This is a genomic window from Streptomyces sp. 840.1 (assembly GCF_003751445.1).
GTDB lineage: Bacteria > Actinomycetota > Actinomycetes > Streptomycetales > Streptomycetaceae > Streptomyces.
This window is the reverse complement of the sequence record NZ_RJUU01000001.1, coordinates 3,630,603-3,650,754: the sequence shown is the minus strand read 5'-3', so window position 1 is coordinate 3,650,754 and position 20,152 is coordinate 3,630,603. Positions and strand designations below refer to the sequence as shown.

Below are 20,152 nucleotides of genomic sequence, written 5' to 3'. Positions count from 1 at the left end.
GCCGCGGGCCCTGCCCGGTCACCGTGTCGTGGCGAGCCAGGCGGCCGCCCCGGCGAGCACGGTGAGTGCGGCGTTCAGACCGGTGTCCTTCGCCTCGCCCCGGGACAGGTGCAGGCCCGCCGCCAGTACCTGGAGCACGGCGAGGCCGATCGCGGCCGCTGTCGCGAGGCCGGGCGCGATACCGGTGAGCGGCGGCAGTACGAGGCCGGCGGCCCCGAGTATCTCGACGGCGCCGATGGCCCGGACCGCCCCCATCGGGACCGTGTCCACCCAGCCCATCATGGGCGCCAGCCGCTCCTTGGACTGCACGGCCTTCTTGCCGCCGGCGTACAGGTAGAAAGCGCCCAGGAGCCCGGCGACGATCCAGTAGGCGATGTCCATCCGTGTCCTCCGTCATGGCCGGGGCCGTCATGGTTACGACTTGTCCGTAACCACATGGTCGGTCAGGATGGAGGCGCTTACAAAAGGCACACCGGTGTGCGTTGCGAACAGGGGACGCCATGTCGAAGTACCGCACCACCTGCCTCATCCGCGGCGACGGCGGCCGGGCGATCCGGGGCATCCTGGACCGCATCGGCGACAAGTGGACGCTGCTCGTGGTGGCCACCCTGGACGGCGAGCGGATGCGGTTCACCGAGCTCCAGCAGCGCATCCCGGGCATCTCGCAGCGCATGCTCACACGTACCGTCCGGCACCTGGAGCGCGACGGCCTGGTGACCCGCACGGCGTTTCCCGAGGTCCCGCCGCGCGTCGAGTACGAGCTGACCGCGACGGGGCGGACCCTGATCGGGCCCGCCGTGAAGCTGGCCGAGTGGGCGGTCGACAACAACCCCGGCATCGAGCGGAGCCAGGCCGCCTACGACTCCGAGCACCCCTGAGCCGTTCGCCGTCGCCCGGCACCGCTACCGGATCGTCAGAGCAGCCCGGCCGCGTCCAGCAGGTAATCCGTCATCGGGTCGTAGAACCTCGGGTCCAGCACGTGGTCGTCCAGCGGGACGGCCACCTGGAGGGTGCCCTCGGCCTCTCCCAGGAACAGCGCCGGGTCGTTGCAGTCCGCGTAGCCGATGGCGTCAAGACCCCGCTGCGCCGCGCATCCCGCCCAGCCGTGGTCGGCGACGACCAGGTCGGGCATGGGGCGCCCCTCCCGCTCCAGGCCGTCCAGGATCGCCGCCATCGGGGCCGGCGAGTGGGTGTGCCAGAGGGTCGCGCCGCGCTCCTGGACGGCGACGTCCGCGAACTGGAAGACCATGCCCTCGTCCGCCATCAGCCCGGACGGGATCCGGACGATCTCGCAGCCGGCTGCCCGCAGCGCGGCCGCGGTCTGCCGGTGGACGTCCAGCAGGCCGCCCGGGTGACCGGTGGCGAACAGCACGCGCTCGGAGCCGTCCGCCGCCTTGCGCAGCCGGGCTGCCGCCCGGTCCAGGGCGTCGACGGTGAGCTCGGGGTCGATGGTGTCCTGGCCGAACCGGTGCTCCGGGTCGTCGCTGACCCCGCACCGCTCGGCCATCACGGCCAGCACGTCCTGCTCGTCGCGCCAGCGGTCGCCCAGCTCCAGGCCCAGCCAGAAGTGGCGGTCGCCGTTGGCTAGCTTGCGGTAGTGGGAGAGGTTGTTGTCGCGCGGGGTCGCGACGTCTCCGGCTATTCGCGTACGGACGAGTTGTTCGACGAGGGCGGCACGGCTGGGTATCGGCATGAACCCATTGTGCCGTCAGGTGTGCGCAGTGTGCCGTTCACATGGCGCAGTAGGTGTTCCCCGGCCCCGGAACAGGGGCCCGGGAACGGGTGGGGAGGTCAGCGGGCCGGACCGGGGAGCGGCCGGGTCGAGTAGGTGATCCGCTTCAGGTGGTAGTACTGCGCGGTGCAGGGGGCCGGCCACACGCTGCGGCCGTGGTTGCCGAACGGGTCGCGCATCTGCCCCACCGAGGCCGGTACGTACGGCAGGACCTCGGCGCCGGCCGCCGCCTTCTCGCGCAGCCACCGGTCCTGGCGGTCCCAGTGCCGGGCCCGTACGTCCATGTCGTGGGCCAGCCCGGCCAGCGGCACGGCCAGCCCCACGCAGACCGCCGCGCAGAGCACCGCCGCCGCACCCGTGGCGAGAGGGACGGCCGCGGTGCCCCGGGCACGGGTGCGCAGGGCGTCGCCGAGCAGGGCGCCGAGTGCGGCGAGCAGCAGCACGAGCAGGAAGAGGTAGTCGTTCCAGGTGCGGGTGCCATACGTCAGCATGTTGTGCTCGAAGGCCGGGAGGGTGACGAGCGTGCAGAGGTACCCGGACACCAGGAAGGCCGCCACCACGGCCAGGGCCGGAACCATCGGCCGGCCGCGCAGGGGCCCGTCACCGGCCGGGCCGCGCTCGCGCAGGAGCAGGCCCAGCAGGACGCCGACGGCGAGTGCGCCGAGGTAGGTCCAGGTGGTGAGGACGGTTCCCAGGATGTCACCGAAGGTTCGCAGCGCGTCGGCCAGCGATCCGGCGTCGAGGACGGACGTGGCGCCGGTGCCGAAGCGGTCCCGGCGGTGGAGGGAACCCGGCGAGGTGTAGATGATGACCAGCCCTGCCACCAGGGCGGCCAGCGCGACGCCGCACCAGAGCCGGGTGCGGGCACGGGCGGGGCCCGGCCGCGACCGGAGGCTGAGCAGCAGCGCGGTGCAGAGCAGGACGCCCGAGACGATCGACGTGCCCTCCGAGAGGGTCCCGATGAACAGCCCCGCCACGGCGGCGACGCACAGCGCGAGAATCCGCCCCCGGTGCGACCGGGCCCGCAGCAGCGGGATGACCGCCGCCGCGGCCAGGACCGGGGCGACGGTGTGCGAGACGGACGAGGCGGGCCAGTAGAACGTCTTGTACGTGTTGGGGCTGGCGAAGAAGAACACCGCGGCGCTCATCGACGCGACGAGCAGCGGCACTCCGCGCGGTACGGTGCGCCCGGTACGGCTCAGCGCGGCCGGGACCAGCGCCCAGAGCACCGCCAGGATCAGCAGCCCGCTGATGACGGCGTACCACTGATGGCCGGCCACTCCCCCGGCCCCGTAGACGGCGACCATCAGGGCGTTGGCGATGCGGCCGTTGTCGTGCAGGTAGAACTTCCCGATCATGCCGGAGACGCCGTCGTCGCGCAGCACGGGCAGGAAGCACCAGTCGTCGCCGCCCGGCCGCACCAGCCTGCCGATCCAGAAGGACGCGGCGAGCAGGGCCAGCGGGAAGACGGTGAGCACGGCCGCCCAGACCGGCGTCCGGGGCCTCGGGGGCTTCGGCGCCGTGGGCGGGCGGTTGGCGCCTGCCGCCGCCGGTGGGGTGTCCGCCGTTCCCGGTGGTTGCGCGGTCATGGATGTGCCGGTGCCCTTCGTGCGGTGCCGCTGCCTGGGGTGTGCGTACTCGTGCCGTACAGGGGTGCCGCGCAGGGTCAGTCGCCGGGACGGCCGGTCCGGCCCGGCAGCGGTTCCGGCTGCGGGGTGACGGCCGCGCCGGAGGTGATGGCCCACCGGGCGATCAGGAAGGAGAACGGGGTGGCGAGAATTCCGGCGATCAGCGCGGCAATGTTCTTTCCCATGCCCAGATGACTCACCCCGACATAGAGCAGCGCCCCGGAAAGGACGAGATTGACGAGGCTCGACAGCGGAAAGCGGACGAAGGCCCGCCACGTCGGACTCGTACGGCAGGTGATGTAGGAGTTGAGCAGGAAGGAGCCCACAATGCTGACGCAATAGCCGATGACATGGGCGGTCAGATAGGGAATCCAGCGGTTGAGTGTCGCGTAGACGCTCAGATAGACCGCTGTGTTGACGACGCCGATCATGGCGAAGGTGATGAATTGGCGCACGGTCCGGGAACGGCCGTTCCCGAAGGCGCTCGCGCCGCCGCCTCTCACCCGTAACGCCCGTTCGGGTGCGGCGGGAGGGGCGGGTGCGGGCTGCTCGCTGGTCTCGCGGATCAGGTAGTGCGGGCGGTTCTTCGTCTCGCAGTAGATCCGGCCGACGTACTCACCGACGACGCCGAGTGTGGCCAGCTGGATACCGCCGAGTGCCACGACGGCGGTGAGCAGGGTGGTGTAGCCGGGCACCCCCACGCCGTGGCGCGCCACCTCCACGATGATCCACAGGGCGTATCCCGTCGCGGCCAGGGCCATCAGGAGGCCGGCGTAGATGGCGAGCCGCAGGGGGCGGTTGTTGAAGGAGATCAGTCCGTCGATGCCGTAGTTGAGCAGCCGTCTGCTGCCCCACTTCGAGCGTCCGGCCACCCGCTGGGCGTTGTGGTAAGTGAAGCTGGTGGTGTCGAAGCCGATCCAGGAGAAGATCCCCTTGGAGAACCGGTTGGACTCCGGGAGCGCGAGCACGCTGTCGACCGCGCGCCGGGACAGCAGCCGGAAGTCCCCCTCGCCGTCGACCACCGACACGTCCATGAAGTGCCCCATGGCGCGGTAGTAGGAGCGGCTGACGAACGAGCGCAGGGCGCCCTCGCCCTCGCGGTCGCGCCGGGCGATCACCTGGTCGTAGCCCTGCCCGCTCAACTCCATCATGCGGGGCAGGAGTTCCGGCGGGTGCTGGAGGTCGGCGTCCATGAGCACCACGGATTCGCCGCAGGACATGCGCAGTCCGGCGAGCATCGCGGCCTCCTTGCCGAAATTACGGCTGAAGGCGGCGTACCGGACCCGTTCGTCGACGGCTGCCAGGTGGATCAGTTCGGCGCGGGTGAGGTCCTCGCTGCCGTCGTCGACATAGCAGACCTCGAAACTCTTCCCGGTCGGTTCGAGGGCGGCGACCAGAGCGCGGTGAAACGCCGTGACAGCCTCGTCCTCGTTATAACAGGGGACGACGATCGATACCTGGCAGTTTTTCATTCAATTCCCCATCAGGCGCGGACGCGACCGCTCCGAAGCCTATGTCCGCACGCTGCCGAAACAACTCAGGCGAAAGGGATTCGCGGGGAAAAGTCGCGGGGGAAGCGCCGCTACTCGGGAATTCCGCTCCGGGCGCCGCCCGCCGCGTCGAAGGCGCCCCGGGCCAGCCGGTGCAGCAGCGCCGCGGTGTCCGCGCGGTCGGGCAGGGCGCCGGGGCGGCCCAGGTGCGGGGTGGAGTTCAGCAGCCCGAAGACGGCGTGCACCGCGGCGCGGGCCTCGTGCTCGGGGAGGTCCGGGTAGAGGCCGCGGACGACGCCGACCCACACCTCGACGTACTGCCGCTGGAGCCGGCGGACCCGCTTGCGGTCGGTGTCGCGCAGGCGTTCCAGCTCCCGGTCGTGCAGGGTGATCAGGGGGCGGTCGTCGAGGGCGAAGTCGATGTGGCCCTCGATGAGCGCGTCCAGCAGCGCTTCCCGCGACCCGTCGGCCGAGGCCGCGTCCTCGGAGACGCGCAGCTCCCCGCCGGCCAGCAGCCGCTCGCTGATACCGACCAGCAGTTCCGCCAGCATCGCGTCCTTGCCGGGGAAGTGGCGGTAGAGGCCGGGGCCGCTGATACCGACGGCGGCCCCTATCTCGTCGACGCCGACTCCGTGGAAGCCGCGCTCGGCAAAGAGGCGGGCGGCCTCCTTGAGGATCTGCTCACGGCGGGTGGGAGCCGCGACGCGGGCGGCGGCATGGGTGCTCATGACCAATCATTCTAGACAGGCGCGTTAGCGGTCGTTAACCTGTGGCTGACGTTAACGCTCACTAACACAGCGGCACGGGCAAGGGGGCTCGACAGGATGCAGCAGGCACCGGTGCTGGCGAGCGCGGCCGATCCCGCCTCCGAGGCCTGGCAGGCCAACGAGGCGGCTCATCACGCGCTCACCGACGAGCTGCGCAAGCGGCTCGCCACGGCCAGGCTCGGCGGGGGTGAGAAGGCCCGCGCCCGGCATGTCTCGCGCGGCAAGCTGCTGCCCCGGGAGCGGGTGGACACCCTGCTCGATCCGGGCTCGCCCTTCCTGGAGCTGGCCCCGCTGGCGGCCGAGGGGCTGTACGGGGGCGCGGCTCCGGCCGCCGGGGTGATCGCCGGGATCGGCCGGGTCAGCGGCCGGGAGTGCGTGATCGTCGCCAATGACGCGACCGTCAAGGGCGGCACGTACTACCCGATGACCGTGAAGAAGCACCTGCGGGCCCAGGAGGTGGCGCTGGAGAACCGGCTCCCCTGCCTGTACCTGGTGGACTCGGGCGGCGCCTTCCTGCCGATGCAGGACGAGGTGTTCCCGGACCGGGAGCACTTCGGGCGGATCTTCTACAACCAGGCCCGGATGTCCGGGGCCGGCATCCCGCAGATCGCGGCGGTACTGGGCTCCTGCACGGCCGGCGGGGCGTACGTCCCCGCGATGAGCGACGAGGCCGTGATCGTCCGGAACCAGGGCACGATCTTCCTGGGCGGGCCGCCGCTGGTGAAGGCGGCGACGGGTGAGGTCGTCACGGCGGAGGAGCTGGGCGGCGGCGAGGTCCACTCCCGTACGTCCGGGGTCACCGACCACCTCGCCGAGGACGACGCCCACGCGCTGCGGATCGTGCGCGACATCGTGGCCACCCTGCCGGACCGGGGCCCGCTGCCCTGGTCGGTACGGGCGGCCGACGAGCCGAAGGTCGATCCCGCCGGGCTGTACGGGGCGGTGCCCGTCGACTCGCGCACGCCCTACGACGTGCGCGAGGTGATCGCCCGGGTCGTCGACGGATCGCGGTTCGCGGAATTCAAGGCCGAGTACGGGACGACGCTGATCACCGGCTTCGCCCACATCCACGGCCACCCGGTCGGGATCGTCGCCAACAACGGCATCCTGTTCTCCGAGTCGGCGCAGAAGGGCGCGCACTTCATCGAGCTGTGCGACCAGCGCGGCATCCCGCTGGTCTTCCTGCAGAACATCTCCGGCTTCATGGTCGGCCGCGACTACGAGGCCGGCGGCATCGCCAAGCACGGCGCGAAGATGGTCACCGCCGTCGCCTGCACCCGGGTGCCGAAGCTGACCGTGGTGGTCGGCGGCTCCTACGGCGCGGGCAACTACTCGATGTGCGGCCGGGCCTACAGTCCCCGCTTCCTGTGGATGTGGCCCAACGCGAAGATCTCCGTCATGGGCGGCGAGCAGGCCGCGTCCGTCCTCGCCACGGTCAAGCGCGACCAACTGGGCGACGACTGGAGCGCCGAGGACGAGGAGTCCTTCAAGGCCCCGATCCGCGAACAGTACGAGACCCAGGGCAACGCGTACTACGCCACCGCCCGGCTGTGGGACGACGGCGTGATCGACCCGATGGAGACCCGGCAGGTGCTGGGGCTCGCCCTGACCGCCTGCGCCAACGCCCCGCTGGGCGATGCCGGTTTCGGCGTCTTCCGGATGTGAGGAAGAGATGACGATGTTCGACACTGTCCTCGTCGCCAACCGCGGCGAGATCGCGGTCCGGGTCATCCGGACGCTGCGCGAGCTGGGGGTGCGCTCGGTCGCCGTCTTCAGCGACGCGGACGCCGACGCCCGGCACGTGCGGGAGGCCGACACGGCGGTACGGATCGGCCCCGCACCCGCCGCCGAGAGCTATCTGAGCGTGGACCGGCTGCTGGAGGCGGCCCGCCGCAGCGGTGCGCAGGCCGTCCACCCCGGCTACGGCTTCCTCGCGGAGAACGCGGGCTTCGCCCAGGCGTGCGCGGACGCGGGCCTGGTCTTCATCGGGCCGCCCGCCGCCGCCATCGCGCTGATGGGCGACAAGATCCGGGCCAAGGAGACGGTCTCCGCCGCCGGTGTCCCGGTCGTCCCCGGCTCCACCGGGAGCGGCCTCACCGACGGACAACTGGCCGACGCGGCACGCGAGATCGGCATGCCGGTGCTGCTGAAGCCCTCGGCGGGCGGCGGCGGCAAGGGCATGCGGCTGGTCCGCGACGCGGCGCTGCTCACCGACGAGATCGCCTCGGCCAGGCGAGAGGCGCGGGCCTCCTTCGGGGACGACACGCTGCTCGTGGAGCGGTGGATCGACCGGCCGCGCCACATCGAGATCCAGGTCCTGGCGGACGGGCACGGCAACGTGGTGCACCTCGGTGAGCGCGAGTGCTCGCTCCAGCGCCGCCACCAGAAGATCATCGAGGAGGCGCCCTCGGTCCTGCTCGACGAGGGCACCCGTGCGGCGATGGGCGAGGCGGCCGTCCAGGCCGCCCGCTCCTGCGGGTATGTCGGCGCGGGCACGGTGGAGTTCATCGTCCCGGGCAACGACCCGGCCTCGTACTACTTCATGGAGATGAACACCCGCCTCCAGGTCGAGCACCCGGTGACCGAGCTGATCACCGGCCTCGACCTGGTGGAGTGGCAGCTGCGGGTAGCGTCCGGCGAGCAACTCCCCCACTCCCAGAAGGACATCACCCTCACCGGGCACGCGGTCGAGGCCCGGGTCTGCGCCGAGGACCCGGCCCGCGGCTTCCTGCCCTCGGGCGGCGCCGTGCTGGCGCTGGACGAGCCGCAGGGCGGCGGGGTGCGGACGGACTCGGGGCTCAGCGAGGGCGGCGAGGTCGGCAGCCTCTACGACCCGATGCTGTCCAAGGTGATCGCGTACGGCCCCGACCGGGCCACGGCCCTGCGCCGGCTGCGGGCTGCGCTCGCGGACACGGTGGTGCTGGGCGTCCCGACCAACGCGGGCTTCCTTCGCCGCCTCCTCGGCCACCCGGCGGTGGTGGCGGGCGACCTCGACACCGGTCTGGTGGAGCGCGAGGTGGACACGCTGGTGCCGGACGGGGTGCCGGAGGAGGTGTACGCGGCCGCCGCGCTGCTGCGGCAGCACGCCCCGGGGCCGGCCCGCCCGGACGTCTGGGCCGACCCCTTCTCGGCCGGTGACGGCTGGCGCCTCGGCGGCACCCCGGCCCGGACGGTGCGGCACTTCCGGATCCCCGGGCACGAACCGGTCCAGGTGGGGCTGCGCCCGTGCGGCGCGGCCACCGAGCTGACCTTCGGCCATGTCGGCGAGGGCGCGCGGCCGCCGGCCCCGGACTCGGGCAGCTGCGGTCCGCTGGGCCCGCTGCCCGGCGGCGCCGAGACGGCCCGGATCATCGCGGCGGACGAGCGCCGGGTCACCCTCGAACTGGCCGGTGTCACCCACTCGTTCGCCCACGCCGCGTCCCCGGAGGGCCGCTGGCTGGGCCGGGACGGCGACACCTGGCACGTCCGCGACCACGACCCGGTGGAGGCGTCGCTGACCGGCGCCGCCCGCTCCGGGGCCGACACCCTGGCCGCGCCGATGCCCGGCACCGTCACGGTGGTGAAGGTGGCCGTCGGCGACGACGTCGCGGCCGGGCAGAGCCTGCTGGTGGTGGAGGCGATGAAGATGGAGCACGTCATCTCGGCCCCGCACGCCGGCACCGTCACCGAACTCGACGTCACCGCCGGGACGACGGTCGCCATGGACCAGGTACTGGCCGTGGTCACCCCGGCCGCCACCACCGGGGAGGAAGCATGACGGACGGCCGCACCCTGCCGATGACCGTGGCCGCACCCGGGCTGCCCGCCCGGGTCCGTATCCACGAGGTCGGCGCCCGCGACGGGCTGCAGAACGAGAAGACGGTCGTGCCGACCGCAGTGAAGGCGGAGTTCATCCGCCGGCTGGCGGTCGCCGGCCTGACCACGATCGAGGCGACGAGCTTCGTCCACCCCAAGTGGGTACCCCAACTGGCCGACGCCGAGGACCTCTTCCCTCTCCTCGGTGACATCGCGGACGTGGGCGACGTGGCGCTCCCGGTCCTGGTGCCGAACGAACGGGGGCTGGACCGGGCGCTCGCGCTCGGGGCCCGCCGGATCGCCGTCTTCGGCTCCGCGACGGAAGAGTTCGCCTCCCGCAACCTCAACCGCACCGTCGACGAGTCGCTCGCCATGTTCGAGCCCGTCGTGGCCCGCGCCAAGGCTGACCGGGTGCATGTGCGCGGCTACCTCTCGATGTGCTTCGGCGACCCGTGGGAGGGGGCCGTCCCGGTCCACCAGGTCGTCCGGGTCGCGAAGGCGCTGATGGACCTCGGCTGCGACGAGCTGTCGCTCGGCGACACGATCGGCGTCGCGACGCCCGGCCACGTGCAGACCCTGCTGTCGGCGCTGAACGCGGCGGGGGTGGCCACCGCCACGATCGGGGTGCACTTCCACGACACCTACGGGCAGGCCCTGTCCAACACCCTGGCCGCCCTCCAGCACGGCGTCACCACCGTGGACGCCTCCGCGGGCGGCCTCGGCGGCTGCCCGTACGCGAAGAGCGCGACCGGGAACCTCGCCACCGAGGACCTGGTCTGGATGCTCGACGGCCTCGGCATCGAGACCGGCGTCGACCTCGACGAGCTCACCGCCACCAGCATGTGGCTCGCCGAACGACTGGGCCGACCCAGCCCGTCCCGTACCGTCCGCGCCCTGTCCCACAAGGAGCAGTGATTTCCCCATGTCCCTGGACCACCGGCTGACCGCCGAGCACGAGGAACTCCGACGCACCGTCGCGGAGTTCGCCCACGACGTGGTCGCGCCGAAGATCGGCGACTTCTACGAGCGCCACGAGTTCCCGTACGAGATCGTGCGCGAGATGGGGCGGATGGGCCTGTTCGGGCTGCCGTTCCCGGAGGAGTACGGCGGGATGGGCGGCGACTACCTCGCCCTCGGCATCGCCCTGGAGGAGCTGGCCCGGGTCGACTCCTCGGTGGCGATCACCCTGGAGGCCGGGGTCTCGCTCGGCGCGATGCCGGTGTTCCGCTTCGGCACCGAGGAGCAGAAGCGGCGCTGGCTGCCGAGGCTCTGCTCGGGCGAGGCGCTCGGCGCGTTCGGCCTGACCGAGCCGGACGCCGGCTCGGACGCGGGCGGCACCCGGACGACGGCCGTGCGCGACGAGGTGAGCGGCGAGTGGGTGATCAACGGCTCCAAGTGCTTCATCACCAACTCCGGTACGGACATCACCGAACTGGTGACGGTCACCGCGGTGACCGGCCGCAAGGAGAACGGCGCCCCGCGCATCTCCTCGATCATCGTCCCGTCCGGCACCCCCGGCTTCACGGTCGCCGCCCCGTACTCCAAGGTCGGCTGGAACGCCTCGGACACCCGCGAGCTCTCCTTCACCGACGTCCGCGTCCCGCTGGAGAACCTGCTGGGCGAGGAGGGCCGCGGCTACGCGCAGTTCCTGCGCATCCTGGACGAGGGCCGGATCGCCATCGCGGCCCTGTCCACGGGCCTCGCACAGGGCTGCGTGGACGAGTCGGTGAAGTACGCTGCCGAGCGCCACGCCTTCGGCAAGCCGATCGGCGCCAACCAGGCGATCCAGTTCAAGATCGCTGACATGGAGACGCGCGCCCACATGGCCCGCATCGGCTGGCGCGACGCGGCCTCGCGGCTGCTGGCGGACGAGCCGTTCAAGAAGGAGGCCGCGATCGCCAAGCTGTACTCCTCGACCGTGGCGGTGGACAACGCCCGCGAGGCGACCCAGATCCACGGCGGCTACGGCTTCATGAACGAGTACCCGGTGGCGCGGATGTGGCGCGACTCCAAGATCCTGGAGATCGGCGAGGGCACCAGCGAGGTCCAGCGGATGCTGATCGCCCGGGAGCTGGGCCTGCCGGCCTGAGCCCGGAGAGTCCAGTGCGGACGGGCGGGCCCGGGTTCCGGGCCCGCCCGTCCGCGCTTCCTTCCTCTTCAGACCGGTCAGCGGTTCAGACCCTTGTGCCGCTGCCTGTGCAGCGCGGCGATCGCCTGCAACTGTCGGCACTCGTAGGCCGTGCCGGGTCGCACGGAAGCCGAACGGCTCTGCCAGGTGAGACCGGTGGGGCGCGACAACATGACGATGGAACCGCCAAGCTGGTCAACGACACCCACCATGTCGTGAGCCCGGTCGAAGACGACTATCCCGATCCGGATTCCCGGCGGCACCGGCCGAACTCTCATTCCACGCCCTCCAGAACGACATAGTCGGGACACAGCGAATGCCCGCACTCGCATGGCGGCCGGCGAAGGGCGGCGCCGGGAACGAGGTCGGCACCCTCCTCTCTGGAGCCTGCCTTCGGGACGATGAGAACACCATCCGTTCCCCATCGCTCCGTCAACCGCGACAGGCCCTGCCGAGCCTTACTGCTGCCCGTCATTCCACGACACCTCTCAGGTAACCCGCGCGAAGCCGCATCACGAGACCCGCAGTCCTGGGATTGCGCACCCTCGAACCCGATAATGGAGCACAGTCCTAGGACTGTCTCAGGACTGTGCCTGCCTGCCCCTTGAGGCAGGGCGAGAGGAGTTGCGCATGGCACCCAAGTGGCGAGAGCTGGCGGACAAACTGGCCGACCGGATCCGGATCGGCACCTATTCAGCGGGGGAGCAACTGCCTCACATCAGGGACCTGGTCGAGGCCGGTGAGGGCTCCAAGTCCACGGTCCACGCGGCGTACAGAGCGCTGGAGGCGGAAGGGCTGGTCACGTCGTCGCGCGGGCACGGCACCGTCGTACGGCAGAGCCCGCCTCTCAAGCGCCTCGGCATCGACCGGTACGACAAGGCCAAGTGGCGCGACGGCGACGAGGTGGCCTTCATCGCCGATCACATGGCCTCCGGGCGCAGCCACAGCCGCGGCGATCAGACACAGACGGTCAATCGCGTCGAGGCTCCGCCCGCCGCCGCTGCAGCGCACGGACTGGCGCCCGGTTCCCTCGTGTACGCCCGCGCGCGACTCGTGAAGGAGGCCGGGCAGCCGACCCATGCACTGACCAGCTACTACCGCCCCGAGCATGTCGAGGGCACGCGCATCGTCGACCCGGCCCCGGGCCCCGCAGGGCGCGGTGGCGGCTTCCGCGTGCTGTACGACGCGGGTTACGAGATCGACCACATGCGGGAGGAACTGTTCGCGCGCGCCTCGACTCCCGAGGAGACGAAACTACTCATGCTGCCCAGCGGCGAACCGGTGGTCGAACTGCACAGGACCGCGTACACGGCCGACGGAACCGTCGTCGAGTTCGCGATAGGCGTGCACGCGGCCTCTCGATTCAGATGGTCGTACGACTTCGACGTTCCGGACTCTGCGCACGGCAATGGCGGCCCGCGATGATCTCCCACCGGTCCTGGTCCGACGCCCAAATCCTCTGGGACCACCACCTGATGCACCACGACCCACGCCCCTGCTCGGTGGCGATCGGGCTCGGGAGCCATGACCTCGGGGTCGCCGACGCGGCCGTGAGCCTCTACCGGCGCGGCATGATGCCCCTCATCGTCTTCACCGGCGCCACCAGCCGGACCACACGGGCGCGCATGCCGCGCGGTGAGGCCGTGCACTACCGGGAGCGGGCGCTCGAACTCGGCGTCCCCGCAAGCGCCGTGCTCGTGGAACCGCGCGCCCGCAACACGGGCGAGAACATCCGCTTCTCCCGGGCGCTGCTCGAAGAGACCGGTGCCGGCGTCTCGTCCGTGCTCCTGATCAGCAAGCCGTACGAGGAACGGCGCGCCCACGCCACTGCGCGCAAGCTGTGGCCGGGGGTCTCGTTCGTGAGCGCGTCGGAACCGATCACGTTCGAGGAGTACCTCGCCTCCATCCAGGACGACCGCATGGTCATCGACATGCTGGTCGGTACGTTGCAGCGGCTGCTGATCTACCCGGCCCAGGGCTTCATGGCCGCCGATCCGGTTCCCGGCGAGGTGGCCGCCGCCTATGAGCGGCTGCGCCGGGCGGGCTTCACGAGCCGGCTCATGGCGGGCGAAACCGGCGCCGACGGTTGAGGCATCGCCGGGGCACCCGTCCACGGCGTCCCGAGCCGCGACGGACGGGACGGACCGAAACGGGCCGCCCGCGAGGGGGCCCGCCGCACCCGCTGCCCCGCAATTCGTTCGACACCCCCCACCCCGCCCCGGCAGTGTTCGTCCATGAAACAGCAGCACTGGCCCCTGTACGGGCTCCGCGTCCGCACCCCTCGTCTGGAGCTGCGCCTCCCGGACCTGGAGTTGCTGGACGCGCTGGCCTCGGTCGCCGCCGACGGAGTTCACGCCCCCGACACCATGCCGTTCACCGTGCCCTGGACCGACGGTTCGCCCGCCGAGAACGGCCGGGCGGTGTTCCAGCACGTACTGGCCACCGTCGCCAACTGGTCCGCCGACAACTGGGCGTTGAGCCTCGCGGTGCTGCACGAGGGCCGGGTGGTCGGGCGGCAGGACGTGATGGGGAAGGACTTCGCGGTGACCGGCGAGGTGAGCACCGGGTCCTGGCTGGGGCTCGCGTACCAGGGGCGGGGCATCGGCACCGAGATGCGGGCCGGTGCGCTCCATCTCGCCTTCGCCGGGCTCGGGGCCCGTACGGCGGTCTCGTCCGCGATGACGGACAACCCGCGCTCGCTCGGCGTCTCGCGGCGGCTCGGCTACCTCCCCGACGGGCTGGAGACCGCCGCCCTGCGGGGTGGGCCCGTCACGCTGCAACGGCTGCGGCTGGAGCGGGCACGCTGGGAGGAGCGCCGCACGGTCGACGTCACGGTGGAGGGGCTCGACGCGTGCCGTGCGGAGTTCGGCGGGTGAGTGCTCCGGCGGGGCGCTGAACGGGGCGGGCGCCGGTCGGGCCGGATTCACAGAAGGTTAGGCTAACCTTCCTCCGGACCGGCTCAAGGCCGGTCTCCGGCCCGTACGAAAGTGGACTCCGTCATGCGCACTGCCCGAGCGACCCGCCCCACCCGCCGTGGCCTGCTGGCCATGGGCGGCGCCGTAGGACTCGGTGCCGTCCTCGCCGCCTGCGGCGACAGCGACGGGAAGGACGCGGGTTCCGGCGGCTCCAAGAGCGCCGGCGACGGGCCGTGGAGCTTCAAGGACGACCGGGGGAAGACCGTCGAGGCCAAGTCCGTCCCGAAGAACATCGTCGCCTTCACCGGTGTGGCCGCAGCCCTCCACGACTACGGCATCGAGGTCAAGGCCGTCTTCGGTCCGACGAAGACCAAGGACGGCAAGGCCGATGTGCAGGCCGGCGACCTGGACGTCAGCAAGGTCGAGATCCTCGGCAACGTCTGGGGCGAGTTCAACGTCGAGAAGTACGCGGCGCTCGGCCCGGAGCTGCTGGTCACCGCGATGTGGGAGAAGGACGCCCTCTGGTACGTGCCGGACCAGTCCAAGGACAAGATCCTGAAGCTGGCCCCGAGCGTCGCGCTGTGGGCCGCCCGGACCACGATCCCCAAGGCCATCCAGCGCCACGAGGACCTCGCCGAATCGCTCGGCGCCGACCTCAAGGCCAAGGCCGTCACGGACGCGAAGGCCCGCTTCGAGAAGGCCGCGGCCCGGCTGCGCGCCGCCGCGAAGTCCAAGCCGAACATCAAGGTCCTGATCGGCTCGGCCAGCCAGGACCTCTTCTACGTCACACTCGCGAAGACCGCCGCCGATACGCTGTACTTCCAGGAGCTGGGCGTGAAGTTCGTCGAGCCGAAGGTGAACTCGGCGGGCTTCTTCGAGGAGCTGAGCTGGGAGAACGTCGACAAGTACCAGGCCGACGTCATCATGATGGACAACCGGTCCTCGGCCCTCCAGCCCGACGCGCTCACCTCCAAGCCGACCTGGACGCAACTGCCCGCCGTCAAGGCCGGCCAGGTCATCCCCCGCACCACCGAGCCGATCTTCAGCTACGACAAGTGCGCGCCGATCCTCGAGGACCTCGCGAAGGCCATCGAGGACGCCAAGAAGGCCGCCTGACCATGGCGGCCGCCGCTGCCGCCGCCCCGGGGCAGCCGGAACCAGTCGTTCCGGTCGACAACGAGGGCGACTGATGCGCCGTCCGGCGGGCACGTCCGGCCGGCGTAAGGGCCGTGCCGCGCTCGTACCCGGTCCGCAGCCGCGCTCCCGCACTCCGAGGACAGGCCCCGCAAGCCCGTCCGGCGGCCGAGGACAAGGTCCCCGGCCGCCGGACGGTCGCTCACCTCACGTCACCCGGCCGAAGCCGGCTCCGCCGGCCACGGCACCTGCGGCGACCGGTAGTAGTCGATCCCCATCGCCGTGAACCTCGGCCCGAGCGCCGCCAGCCGCAGCTTGTACGTGTCCCAGTCGTGCGTCGCCGCCGGGGACCAGCCCAGCTCCGCCGCCCCGGGCAGCCTCGGGAACGCCATCGCGTCGATGTCGTCGCTGTCCGTCAGGGTCTCCGCCCAGATCGGCGCCTCGACACCCAGCACCGCGTCCTTCGGGGCGCCCGTGAGGTACGTCGCCGGGTCCCAGTCGTAGGAGCGCTGGACCTCGACGAGACCGGCCCACTTCAGGCCCAGTACGGTCTGCTCGTTGTACTTCATGTCCAGGTACACCCGGTCCGCCGGCGACAGCACCAGCCTGGTGCCCTTCTTCGCGGCGTCCACCACCTGCTGCCGGTCAGCGGCGGAGGTCTTGTCGTAGCCCCAGTACTGGGCGACCGCGCCCTTGACCGGATCGGCGCCGGTGATCTGGTGCCAGCCCATCACGGTCTTGCCGTACTTGCCGACGGTGGCCTGCGCGTGGTTCATGATCTTGGCGTAGTCCTCGTGGCTGGTGGAGTGCGCCTCGTCACCGCCGATGTGTAGGTACCTGCCCGGGGTCAGCGCGGCCATCTCGCCGATGACGTCGTCGATGAAGTCGTACGTCACGTCCTTGCCGGCGCACAGCGAGCTGAAGCCGACCTCGATGCCGGTGTACAGCGGCGGCGCGACACCGTCGCAGTTCAGCTCGGCGTACGAGGCGAGAGCCGCGTTGGTGTGGCTGGGCATGTCGATCTCCGGCACCACCTCCAGGTAGCGGGAGGCCGCGTACTTCACGATCTCCTTGTACTGGCTCTTGGTGTAGTAGCCGCCGGTCCCGCCGCCGACCTCCGTCGAGCCGCCGTGGGTGGCCAGCTTCGGCCAGGAGTCGATGGCGATCCGCCAGCCCTGGTCGTCGGAGAGGTGCAGATGGAACGTGTTGATCTTGTACAGCGCCATCTGGTCGATGTACCGCTTCACCTCGGCGACCGAGAAGAAGTGCCGCGAGACGTCGAGCATCGCGCCCCGGTAGCCGTAGCGCGGCGAGTCGGTCAGGCTGCCGCCCGCGACGCTCCACGGCCCCTTCTGGCGGCTGTCGGCCTCGATCCGGGCCGGGAGCAGCTGACGCAGCGTCTGGACGCCGTGGAAGAGGCCTGCCGGCTTCCGGGCGCTGATGGTGACGGCGCCGCGTCCGGAGGTGAGGGTGTACCCCTCCGCGCCCAGCTTGCTGTCGCGCGAGCCCAGCCGGAGCCGGATGCCGTCGGAGCCGTCCTTGGTGGTGACCGGCAGGGCGAGACCGGTGGACGGCCGCAGCACGCCCGCCAGGTACTCGCCGATCTTGCGGGCCTCGCCGGACGAGCCGTCGACCCGGATCCGGGTGCCGTCGCCGAGGGAGTACGGGGTGCCGCCCGGTCTCACCGAGACGGGGGCCGGAACGACCTGGCCGAGCGGCCGGGGCGCCAGGGTGGCCGGTGCGCCACCGGCCACCGCGGACGCCGTGGGCGCCGCGCACGCGGTGGAGACGCCGGCCGCGGTGATGAGTAGCAGCGAGCCGAGAAGACGGGGTAGAGCACGGGGAAGAGCACTGCGCCGCGCGGTGTGCAGTCTCACAAGCCGGGTCCCTTTCTACGGGTTCACATCTGCGGATCTCCTGACCAACCGATCGCCATGCGTACCGCTTACCCAATGGATGGTCAAGGTGTAGACCACTTCCCCGCGTTGCCCGCGCCGGAACGTGGCCGACGGCCCGGGGCTTATGGCCGAATTCATCCCGGCGGCCCCGTCCGTCACGCGAACCGCCGGGTGTCACGAGGAACCGGCCGGAGGAGCCCCGATCCCGCGCGGATCACAGAAACGGAGCCACTTCAGCTGACTCCTGCCCGATATCGGGCAGAATTGTTGCGCTGGACTCCCTTCCATCGCAGTATCGACGAGTGCTCGAACGCCGCTCGTCGTACGACGACCTCATTGACCACCTGGTGCGCAGCACCGCGCTCCAGCGCGGTGAAGCCTCCCGGGTGATCCTCGACGTGCTGGCGTACTTCGACGAGACGACCGAGGACTTCGTCCGCCGCCGCCACCGCGAACTGCAGTCCGGTGGCCTGGTCAACGCGGAGATCTTCGAACGGATCGCGGCCGAACTGCCGCACCGGGCGGTCGCGCCGCCGGAGCTCTCGCTCCGGCAGCTGCGCCGCATCGTCTACGGCTGAGACCGGCCCGGGACCGGGCACCCACCTGCTTGTACGGCCACTTGCACGGCCACCTGTACGGCTACTTGTACGTCGACGGATTGACGGAGGGGCAGAGACGCCATGTGCGGAATCGTCGGTTATATCGGAAAGCGTGATGTCGCTCCGCTGCTGCTGGAAGGGCTGCAGCGGCTGGAGTACCGCGGTTACGACTCCGCGGGCATCGTGATCACCGGCAAGCCGGCGGCCGGCAAGCCCGCCGCGCTGAAGATGGTCAAGGCCAAGGGCCGGGTCCGCGAGCTGGAGGCCCGGGTCCCCAAGCGGTTCACCGGCACCACCGGCATCGCCCACACCCGCTGGGCCACCCACGGCGCCCCGAGCGACGAGAACGCCCACCCGCACCTGGACGCGGGCGGCAAGGTCGCCGTCGTCCACAACGGGATCATCGACAACGCCTCCGAGCTGCGCCCCCGCCTGGAGGCCGAGGGCGTCGTCTTCCTCTCCGAGACCGACACCGAGGTGCTGGTCCACCTGATCGCCCGCTCGGAGGCGGACACCCTGGAGGAGAAGGTCCGCGAGGCCCTGCGTTCGGTCGAGGGCACGTACGGCATCGCCGTCATGCACGCCGACTTCAACGACCGCATCGTCGTCGCCCGCAACGGCTCCCCGGTCGTCCTGGGCATCGGCGAGAAGGAGATGTTCGTCGCCTCGGACGTCGCCGCCCTGGTCACCCACACCCGCCAGGTCGTCACCCTCGGGGACGGCGAGATGGCCACCCTCAAGGCCGACGACTTCCGTACGTACACGACGGAGGGCTCGACCACGACGGCCACGCCGACCACCGTGGAGTGGGAGGCCGAGTCGTACGACATGGGCGGCCACGACACGTACATGCACAAGGAGATCTCGGAGCAGGCCGAGGCCGTCGACCGGGTGCTGCGCGGCCGGATCGACGACCGCTTCGCCACCGTCCACCTGGGCGGTCTCAACCTGGACGCCCGTGAGGCGCGCGGGGTCCGCCGGATCAAGATCCTGGGCTGCGGCACCTCGTACCACGCGGGCCAGATCGGCGCCCAGCTGATCGAGGAGCTGGCCCGCATCCCCGCGGACGCCGAGCCGGCCTCCGAGTTCCGCTACCGCAACCCGGTGGTGGACCCGGACACGCTCTACGTCGCGGTCTCCCAGTCCGGCGAGACGTACGACGTGCTGGCCGCGGTCCAGGAGCTCAAGCGCAAGGGCGCGCGGGTGCTGGGCGTGGTCAACGTGGTCGGTTCCGCGATCGCCCGGGAGGCCGACGGCGGTACGTACGTGCACGCCGGGCCCGAGGTCTGCGTCGTCTCGACGAAGTGCTTCACCAACACCGTCGTCGCGTTCGCGCTGCTCGCCCTGCACCTGGGCCGCATCCGGGACCTCTCGGTCGCCGACGGCAAGCGGATCATCGAGGGCCTGCGCAAGCTGCCCGGCCAGATCAGCGAGATCCTGGAGACCGAGGACGAGATCAAGAAGCTCGCCGCGGAGTACGCGGACGCGAAGTCGATGATGTTCATCGGCCGGGTGCGCGGCTACCCCGTGGCCCGGGAGGCCTCGCTGAAGCTCAAGGAGGTCTCGTACATCCACGCCGAGGCCTACCCCGCCTCCGAGCTGAAGCACGGACCGCTCGCGCTGATCGAGCCCGCGATGCCGACCGTGGCGATCGTGCCGGACGACGACCTGCTGGAGAAGAACCGCGCCGCGATGGAGGAGATCAAGGCCCGCAGCGGCCGCATCCTCGCCATCGCGCACCAGGTGCAGGAGAAGGCCGACCACACCATCGTCGTGCCGAAGAACGAGAACGAGCTGGACCCGATCCTGATGGGCATCCCGCTCCAGCTGTTCGCGTACCACACGGCGCTGGCCATGGGCCGGGACATCGACAAGCCGCGCAACCTGGCGAAGTCCGTCACCGTCGAGTAGCCACGCCGCCCCGGCCGGCAGCGGCCCCGGACCCCCCACGCCGCGGGGGTCCGGGGCCGCTCCGCTCCCCCAGCGCGGCGGGCCGCTCGCCGCCCCGGTTCACATGCAATCGCACCGTTCCCCAACGGCTCTTATCCGCCCCTCACAACTGCACA

At 71.2% G+C, this 20,152-nt stretch carries 18 protein-coding genes; 11 read left to right on the top strand and 7 right to left on the bottom strand.

Annotated elements, in window-relative coordinates:
• Positions 1 to 18 precede the first annotated feature (18 nt).
• Entirely contained in the window at positions 19 to 381 is a 363-nt protein-coding gene (locus EDD93_RS16665; RefSeq protein WP_123525886.1) for a DoxX family protein, read from the bottom strand.
• Positions 382 to 500: 119 nt separating this feature from the next.
• Between EDD93_RS16665 and EDD93_RS16660 the strand changes: the two genes are divergently transcribed.
• Positions 501 to 878, top strand: a complete 378-nt coding sequence (locus EDD93_RS16660; protein WP_123525885.1) for a helix-turn-helix domain-containing protein — start codon at positions 501 to 503, stop codon at positions 876 to 878.
• A 35-nt stretch (positions 879 to 913) separates the two neighbouring features.
• Here the strand turns inward: EDD93_RS16660 and EDD93_RS16655 are convergent, their stop codons facing one another.
• The 4 genes from EDD93_RS16655 to EDD93_RS16640 all read right to left on the bottom strand — a co-directional run bounded on the left by EDD93_RS16655 (position 914) and on the right by EDD93_RS16640 (position 5,578).
• Complete coding sequence (locus tag EDD93_RS16655; protein ID WP_123525884.1) at positions 914 to 1,693, bottom strand: phosphatase; 780 nt, start codon at positions 1,691 to 1,693, stop codon at positions 914 to 916.
• A gap of 98 nt (positions 1,694 to 1,791) precedes the next feature.
• The gene (locus EDD93_RS16650) at positions 1,792 to 3,321 is read right to left on the bottom strand and encodes a DUF6056 family protein (RefSeq protein ID WP_123527815.1); all 1,530 of its coding nucleotides are present in this window, start codon (positions 3,319 to 3,321) and stop codon (positions 1,792 to 1,794) included.
• Positions 3,322 to 3,398: 77 nt separating this feature from the next.
• Positions 3,399 to 4,832, bottom strand: coding sequence for a glycosyltransferase (locus EDD93_RS16645; RefSeq protein ID WP_123525883.1), 1,434 nt, complete (start codon positions 4,830 to 4,832; stop codon positions 3,399 to 3,401).
• A 110-nt stretch (positions 4,833 to 4,942) separates the two neighbouring features.
• Positions 4,943 to 5,578, bottom strand: a complete 636-nt coding sequence (locus EDD93_RS16640) for a TetR/AcrR family transcriptional regulator (RefSeq protein WP_123525882.1) — start codon at positions 5,576 to 5,578, stop codon at positions 4,943 to 4,945.
• A 96-nt stretch (positions 5,579 to 5,674) separates the two neighbouring features.
• Between EDD93_RS16640 and EDD93_RS16635 the strand changes: the two genes are divergently transcribed.
• The 4 genes from EDD93_RS16635 to EDD93_RS16620 are packed head-to-tail and all read left to right on the top strand — an operon-like array spanning position 5,675 to position 11,501.
• A complete protein-coding gene (locus EDD93_RS16635) occupies positions 5,675 to 7,282 on the top strand; it encodes a carboxyl transferase domain-containing protein (protein ID WP_123525881.1) in 1,608 nt (535 codons plus the stop codon).
• A gap of 13 nt (positions 7,283 to 7,295) precedes the next feature.
• Positions 7,296 to 9,374 carry an acetyl/propionyl/methylcrotonyl-CoA carboxylase subunit alpha gene (locus EDD93_RS16630; protein WP_123527814.1) on the top strand — a complete coding sequence of 693 codons (2,079 nt, stop codon included), beginning with the start codon at positions 7,296 to 7,298 and terminating at the stop codon, positions 9,372 to 9,374.
• Positions 9,371 to 10,327 carry a hydroxymethylglutaryl-CoA lyase gene (locus EDD93_RS16625; protein WP_123525880.1) on the top strand — a complete coding sequence of 319 codons (957 nt, stop codon included), beginning with the start codon at positions 9,371 to 9,373 and terminating at the stop codon, positions 10,325 to 10,327. The genes EDD93_RS16630 and EDD93_RS16625 overlap by 4 nt, the downstream gene beginning before the upstream one ends.
• 7 nt (positions 10,328 to 10,334) lie before the next feature.
• The gene (locus EDD93_RS16620; RefSeq protein WP_123525879.1) at positions 10,335 to 11,501 is read left to right on the top strand and encodes an acyl-CoA dehydrogenase family protein; all 1,167 of its coding nucleotides are present in this window, start codon (positions 10,335 to 10,337) and stop codon (positions 11,499 to 11,501) included.
• Positions 11,502 to 11,578: 77 nt separating this feature from the next.
• On the opposite strand, the gene EDD93_RS16615 is transcribed toward EDD93_RS16620, so the two are convergent.
• Positions 11,579 to 11,803 (bottom strand): hypothetical protein, encoded by a 225-nt coding sequence (locus EDD93_RS16615; protein WP_260255757.1) that lies wholly within the window; start codon positions 11,801 to 11,803, stop codon positions 11,579 to 11,581.
• A gap of 367 nt (positions 11,804 to 12,170) precedes the next feature.
• Between EDD93_RS16615 and EDD93_RS16610 the strand changes: the two genes are divergently transcribed.
• The 4 genes from EDD93_RS16610 to EDD93_RS16595 all read left to right on the top strand — a co-directional run bounded on the left by EDD93_RS16610 (position 12,171) and on the right by EDD93_RS16595 (position 15,571).
• Positions 12,171 to 12,965, top strand: a complete 795-nt coding sequence (locus EDD93_RS16610) for a GntR family transcriptional regulator (protein WP_123525877.1) — start codon at positions 12,171 to 12,173, stop codon at positions 12,963 to 12,965.
• Positions 12,962 to 13,630, top strand: coding sequence for a YdcF family protein (locus tag EDD93_RS16605; RefSeq protein WP_123525876.1), 669 nt, complete (start codon positions 12,962 to 12,964; stop codon positions 13,628 to 13,630). Before EDD93_RS16610 ends, EDD93_RS16605 begins: the two co-directional genes overlap by 4 nt.
• Positions 13,631 to 13,774: 144 nt before the next feature.
• Entirely contained in the window at positions 13,775 to 14,416 is a 642-nt protein-coding gene (locus EDD93_RS16600; RefSeq protein ID WP_185092340.1) for a GNAT family N-acetyltransferase, read from the top strand.
• Between the two features lie 171 nt (positions 14,417 to 14,587).
• The gene (locus EDD93_RS16595; protein WP_123525875.1) at positions 14,588 to 15,571 is read left to right on the top strand and encodes an ABC transporter substrate-binding protein; all 984 of its coding nucleotides are present in this window, start codon (positions 14,588 to 14,590) and stop codon (positions 15,569 to 15,571) included.
• 230 nt (positions 15,572 to 15,801) lie between these two features.
• Here the strand turns inward: EDD93_RS16595 and EDD93_RS16590 are convergent, their stop codons facing one another.
• Positions 15,802 to 17,466, bottom strand: a complete 1,665-nt coding sequence (locus EDD93_RS16590) for a beta-N-acetylhexosaminidase (RefSeq protein WP_123525874.1) — start codon at positions 17,464 to 17,466, stop codon at positions 15,802 to 15,804.
• A 323-nt stretch (positions 17,467 to 17,789) separates the two neighbouring features.
• On the opposite strand from EDD93_RS16590, the gene EDD93_RS16585 reads away from it, so the two are divergent.
• Both EDD93_RS16585 and glmS read left to right on the top strand, forming a co-directional pair.
• Positions 17,790 to 18,065, top strand: coding sequence for a hypothetical protein (locus tag EDD93_RS16585; RefSeq protein WP_024489833.1), 276 nt, complete (start codon positions 17,790 to 17,792; stop codon positions 18,063 to 18,065).
• Positions 18,066 to 18,167: 102 nt separating this feature from the next.
• Positions 18,168 to 19,997 (top strand): glutamine--fructose-6-phosphate transaminase (isomerizing), encoded by a 1,830-nt coding sequence (gene glmS / locus EDD93_RS16580; protein WP_123525873.1) that lies wholly within the window; start codon positions 18,168 to 18,170, stop codon positions 19,995 to 19,997.
• The last annotated feature ends 155 nt before the right edge of the window (positions 19,998 to 20,152 follow it).

Bases quoted from the DNA above. Each gene is read 5' to 3' on its own strand.
- EDD93_RS16665 (WP_123525886.1), bottom strand. From the start codon at position 381: ATGGACATCGCCTACTGGATCGTCGCCGGGCTCCTGGGCGCTTTCTAC.
- EDD93_RS16595 (WP_123525875.1), top strand. From the start codon at position 14,588: ATGGGCGGCGCCGTAGGACTCGGTGCCGTCCTCGCCGCCTGCGGCGAC.
- EDD93_RS16605 (WP_123525876.1), top strand. From the start codon at position 12,962: ATGATCTCCCACCGGTCCTGGTCCGACGCCCAAATCCTCTGGGACCAC.
- EDD93_RS16630 (WP_123527814.1), top strand. From the start codon at position 7,296: ATGTTCGACACTGTCCTCGTCGCCAACCGCGGCGAGATCGCGGTCCGG.
- EDD93_RS16635 (WP_123525881.1), top strand. From the start codon at position 5,675: ATGCAGCAGGCACCGGTGCTGGCGAGCGCGGCCGATCCCGCCTCCGAG.
- EDD93_RS16610 (WP_123525877.1), top strand. From the start codon at position 12,171: ATGGCACCCAAGTGGCGAGAGCTGGCGGACAAACTGGCCGACCGGATC.
- EDD93_RS16650 (WP_123527815.1), bottom strand. From the start codon at position 3,321: ATGACCGCGCAACCACCGGGAACGGCGGACACCCCACCGGCGGCGGCA.
- EDD93_RS16645 (WP_123525883.1), bottom strand. From the start codon at position 4,832: ATGAAAAACTGCCAGGTATCGATCGTCGTCCCCTGTTATAACGAGGAC.
- EDD93_RS16660 (WP_123525885.1), top strand. From the start codon at position 501: ATGTCGAAGTACCGCACCACCTGCCTCATCCGCGGCGACGGCGGCCGG.
- EDD93_RS16620 (WP_123525879.1), top strand. From the start codon at position 10,335: ATGTCCCTGGACCACCGGCTGACCGCCGAGCACGAGGAACTCCGACGC.
- glmS (WP_123525873.1), top strand. From the start codon at position 18,168: ATGTGCGGAATCGTCGGTTATATCGGAAAGCGTGATGTCGCTCCGCTG.
- EDD93_RS16640 (WP_123525882.1), bottom strand. From the start codon at position 5,578: ATGAGCACCCATGCCGCCGCCCGCGTCGCGGCTCCCACCCGCCGTGAG.
- EDD93_RS16625 (WP_123525880.1), top strand. From the start codon at position 9,371: ATGACGGACGGCCGCACCCTGCCGATGACCGTGGCCGCACCCGGGCTG.
- EDD93_RS16600 (WP_185092340.1), top strand. From the start codon at position 13,775: ATGAAACAGCAGCACTGGCCCCTGTACGGGCTCCGCGTCCGCACCCCT.
- EDD93_RS16655 (WP_123525884.1), bottom strand. From the start codon at position 1,693: ATGCCGATACCCAGCCGTGCCGCCCTCGTCGAACAACTCGTCCGTACG.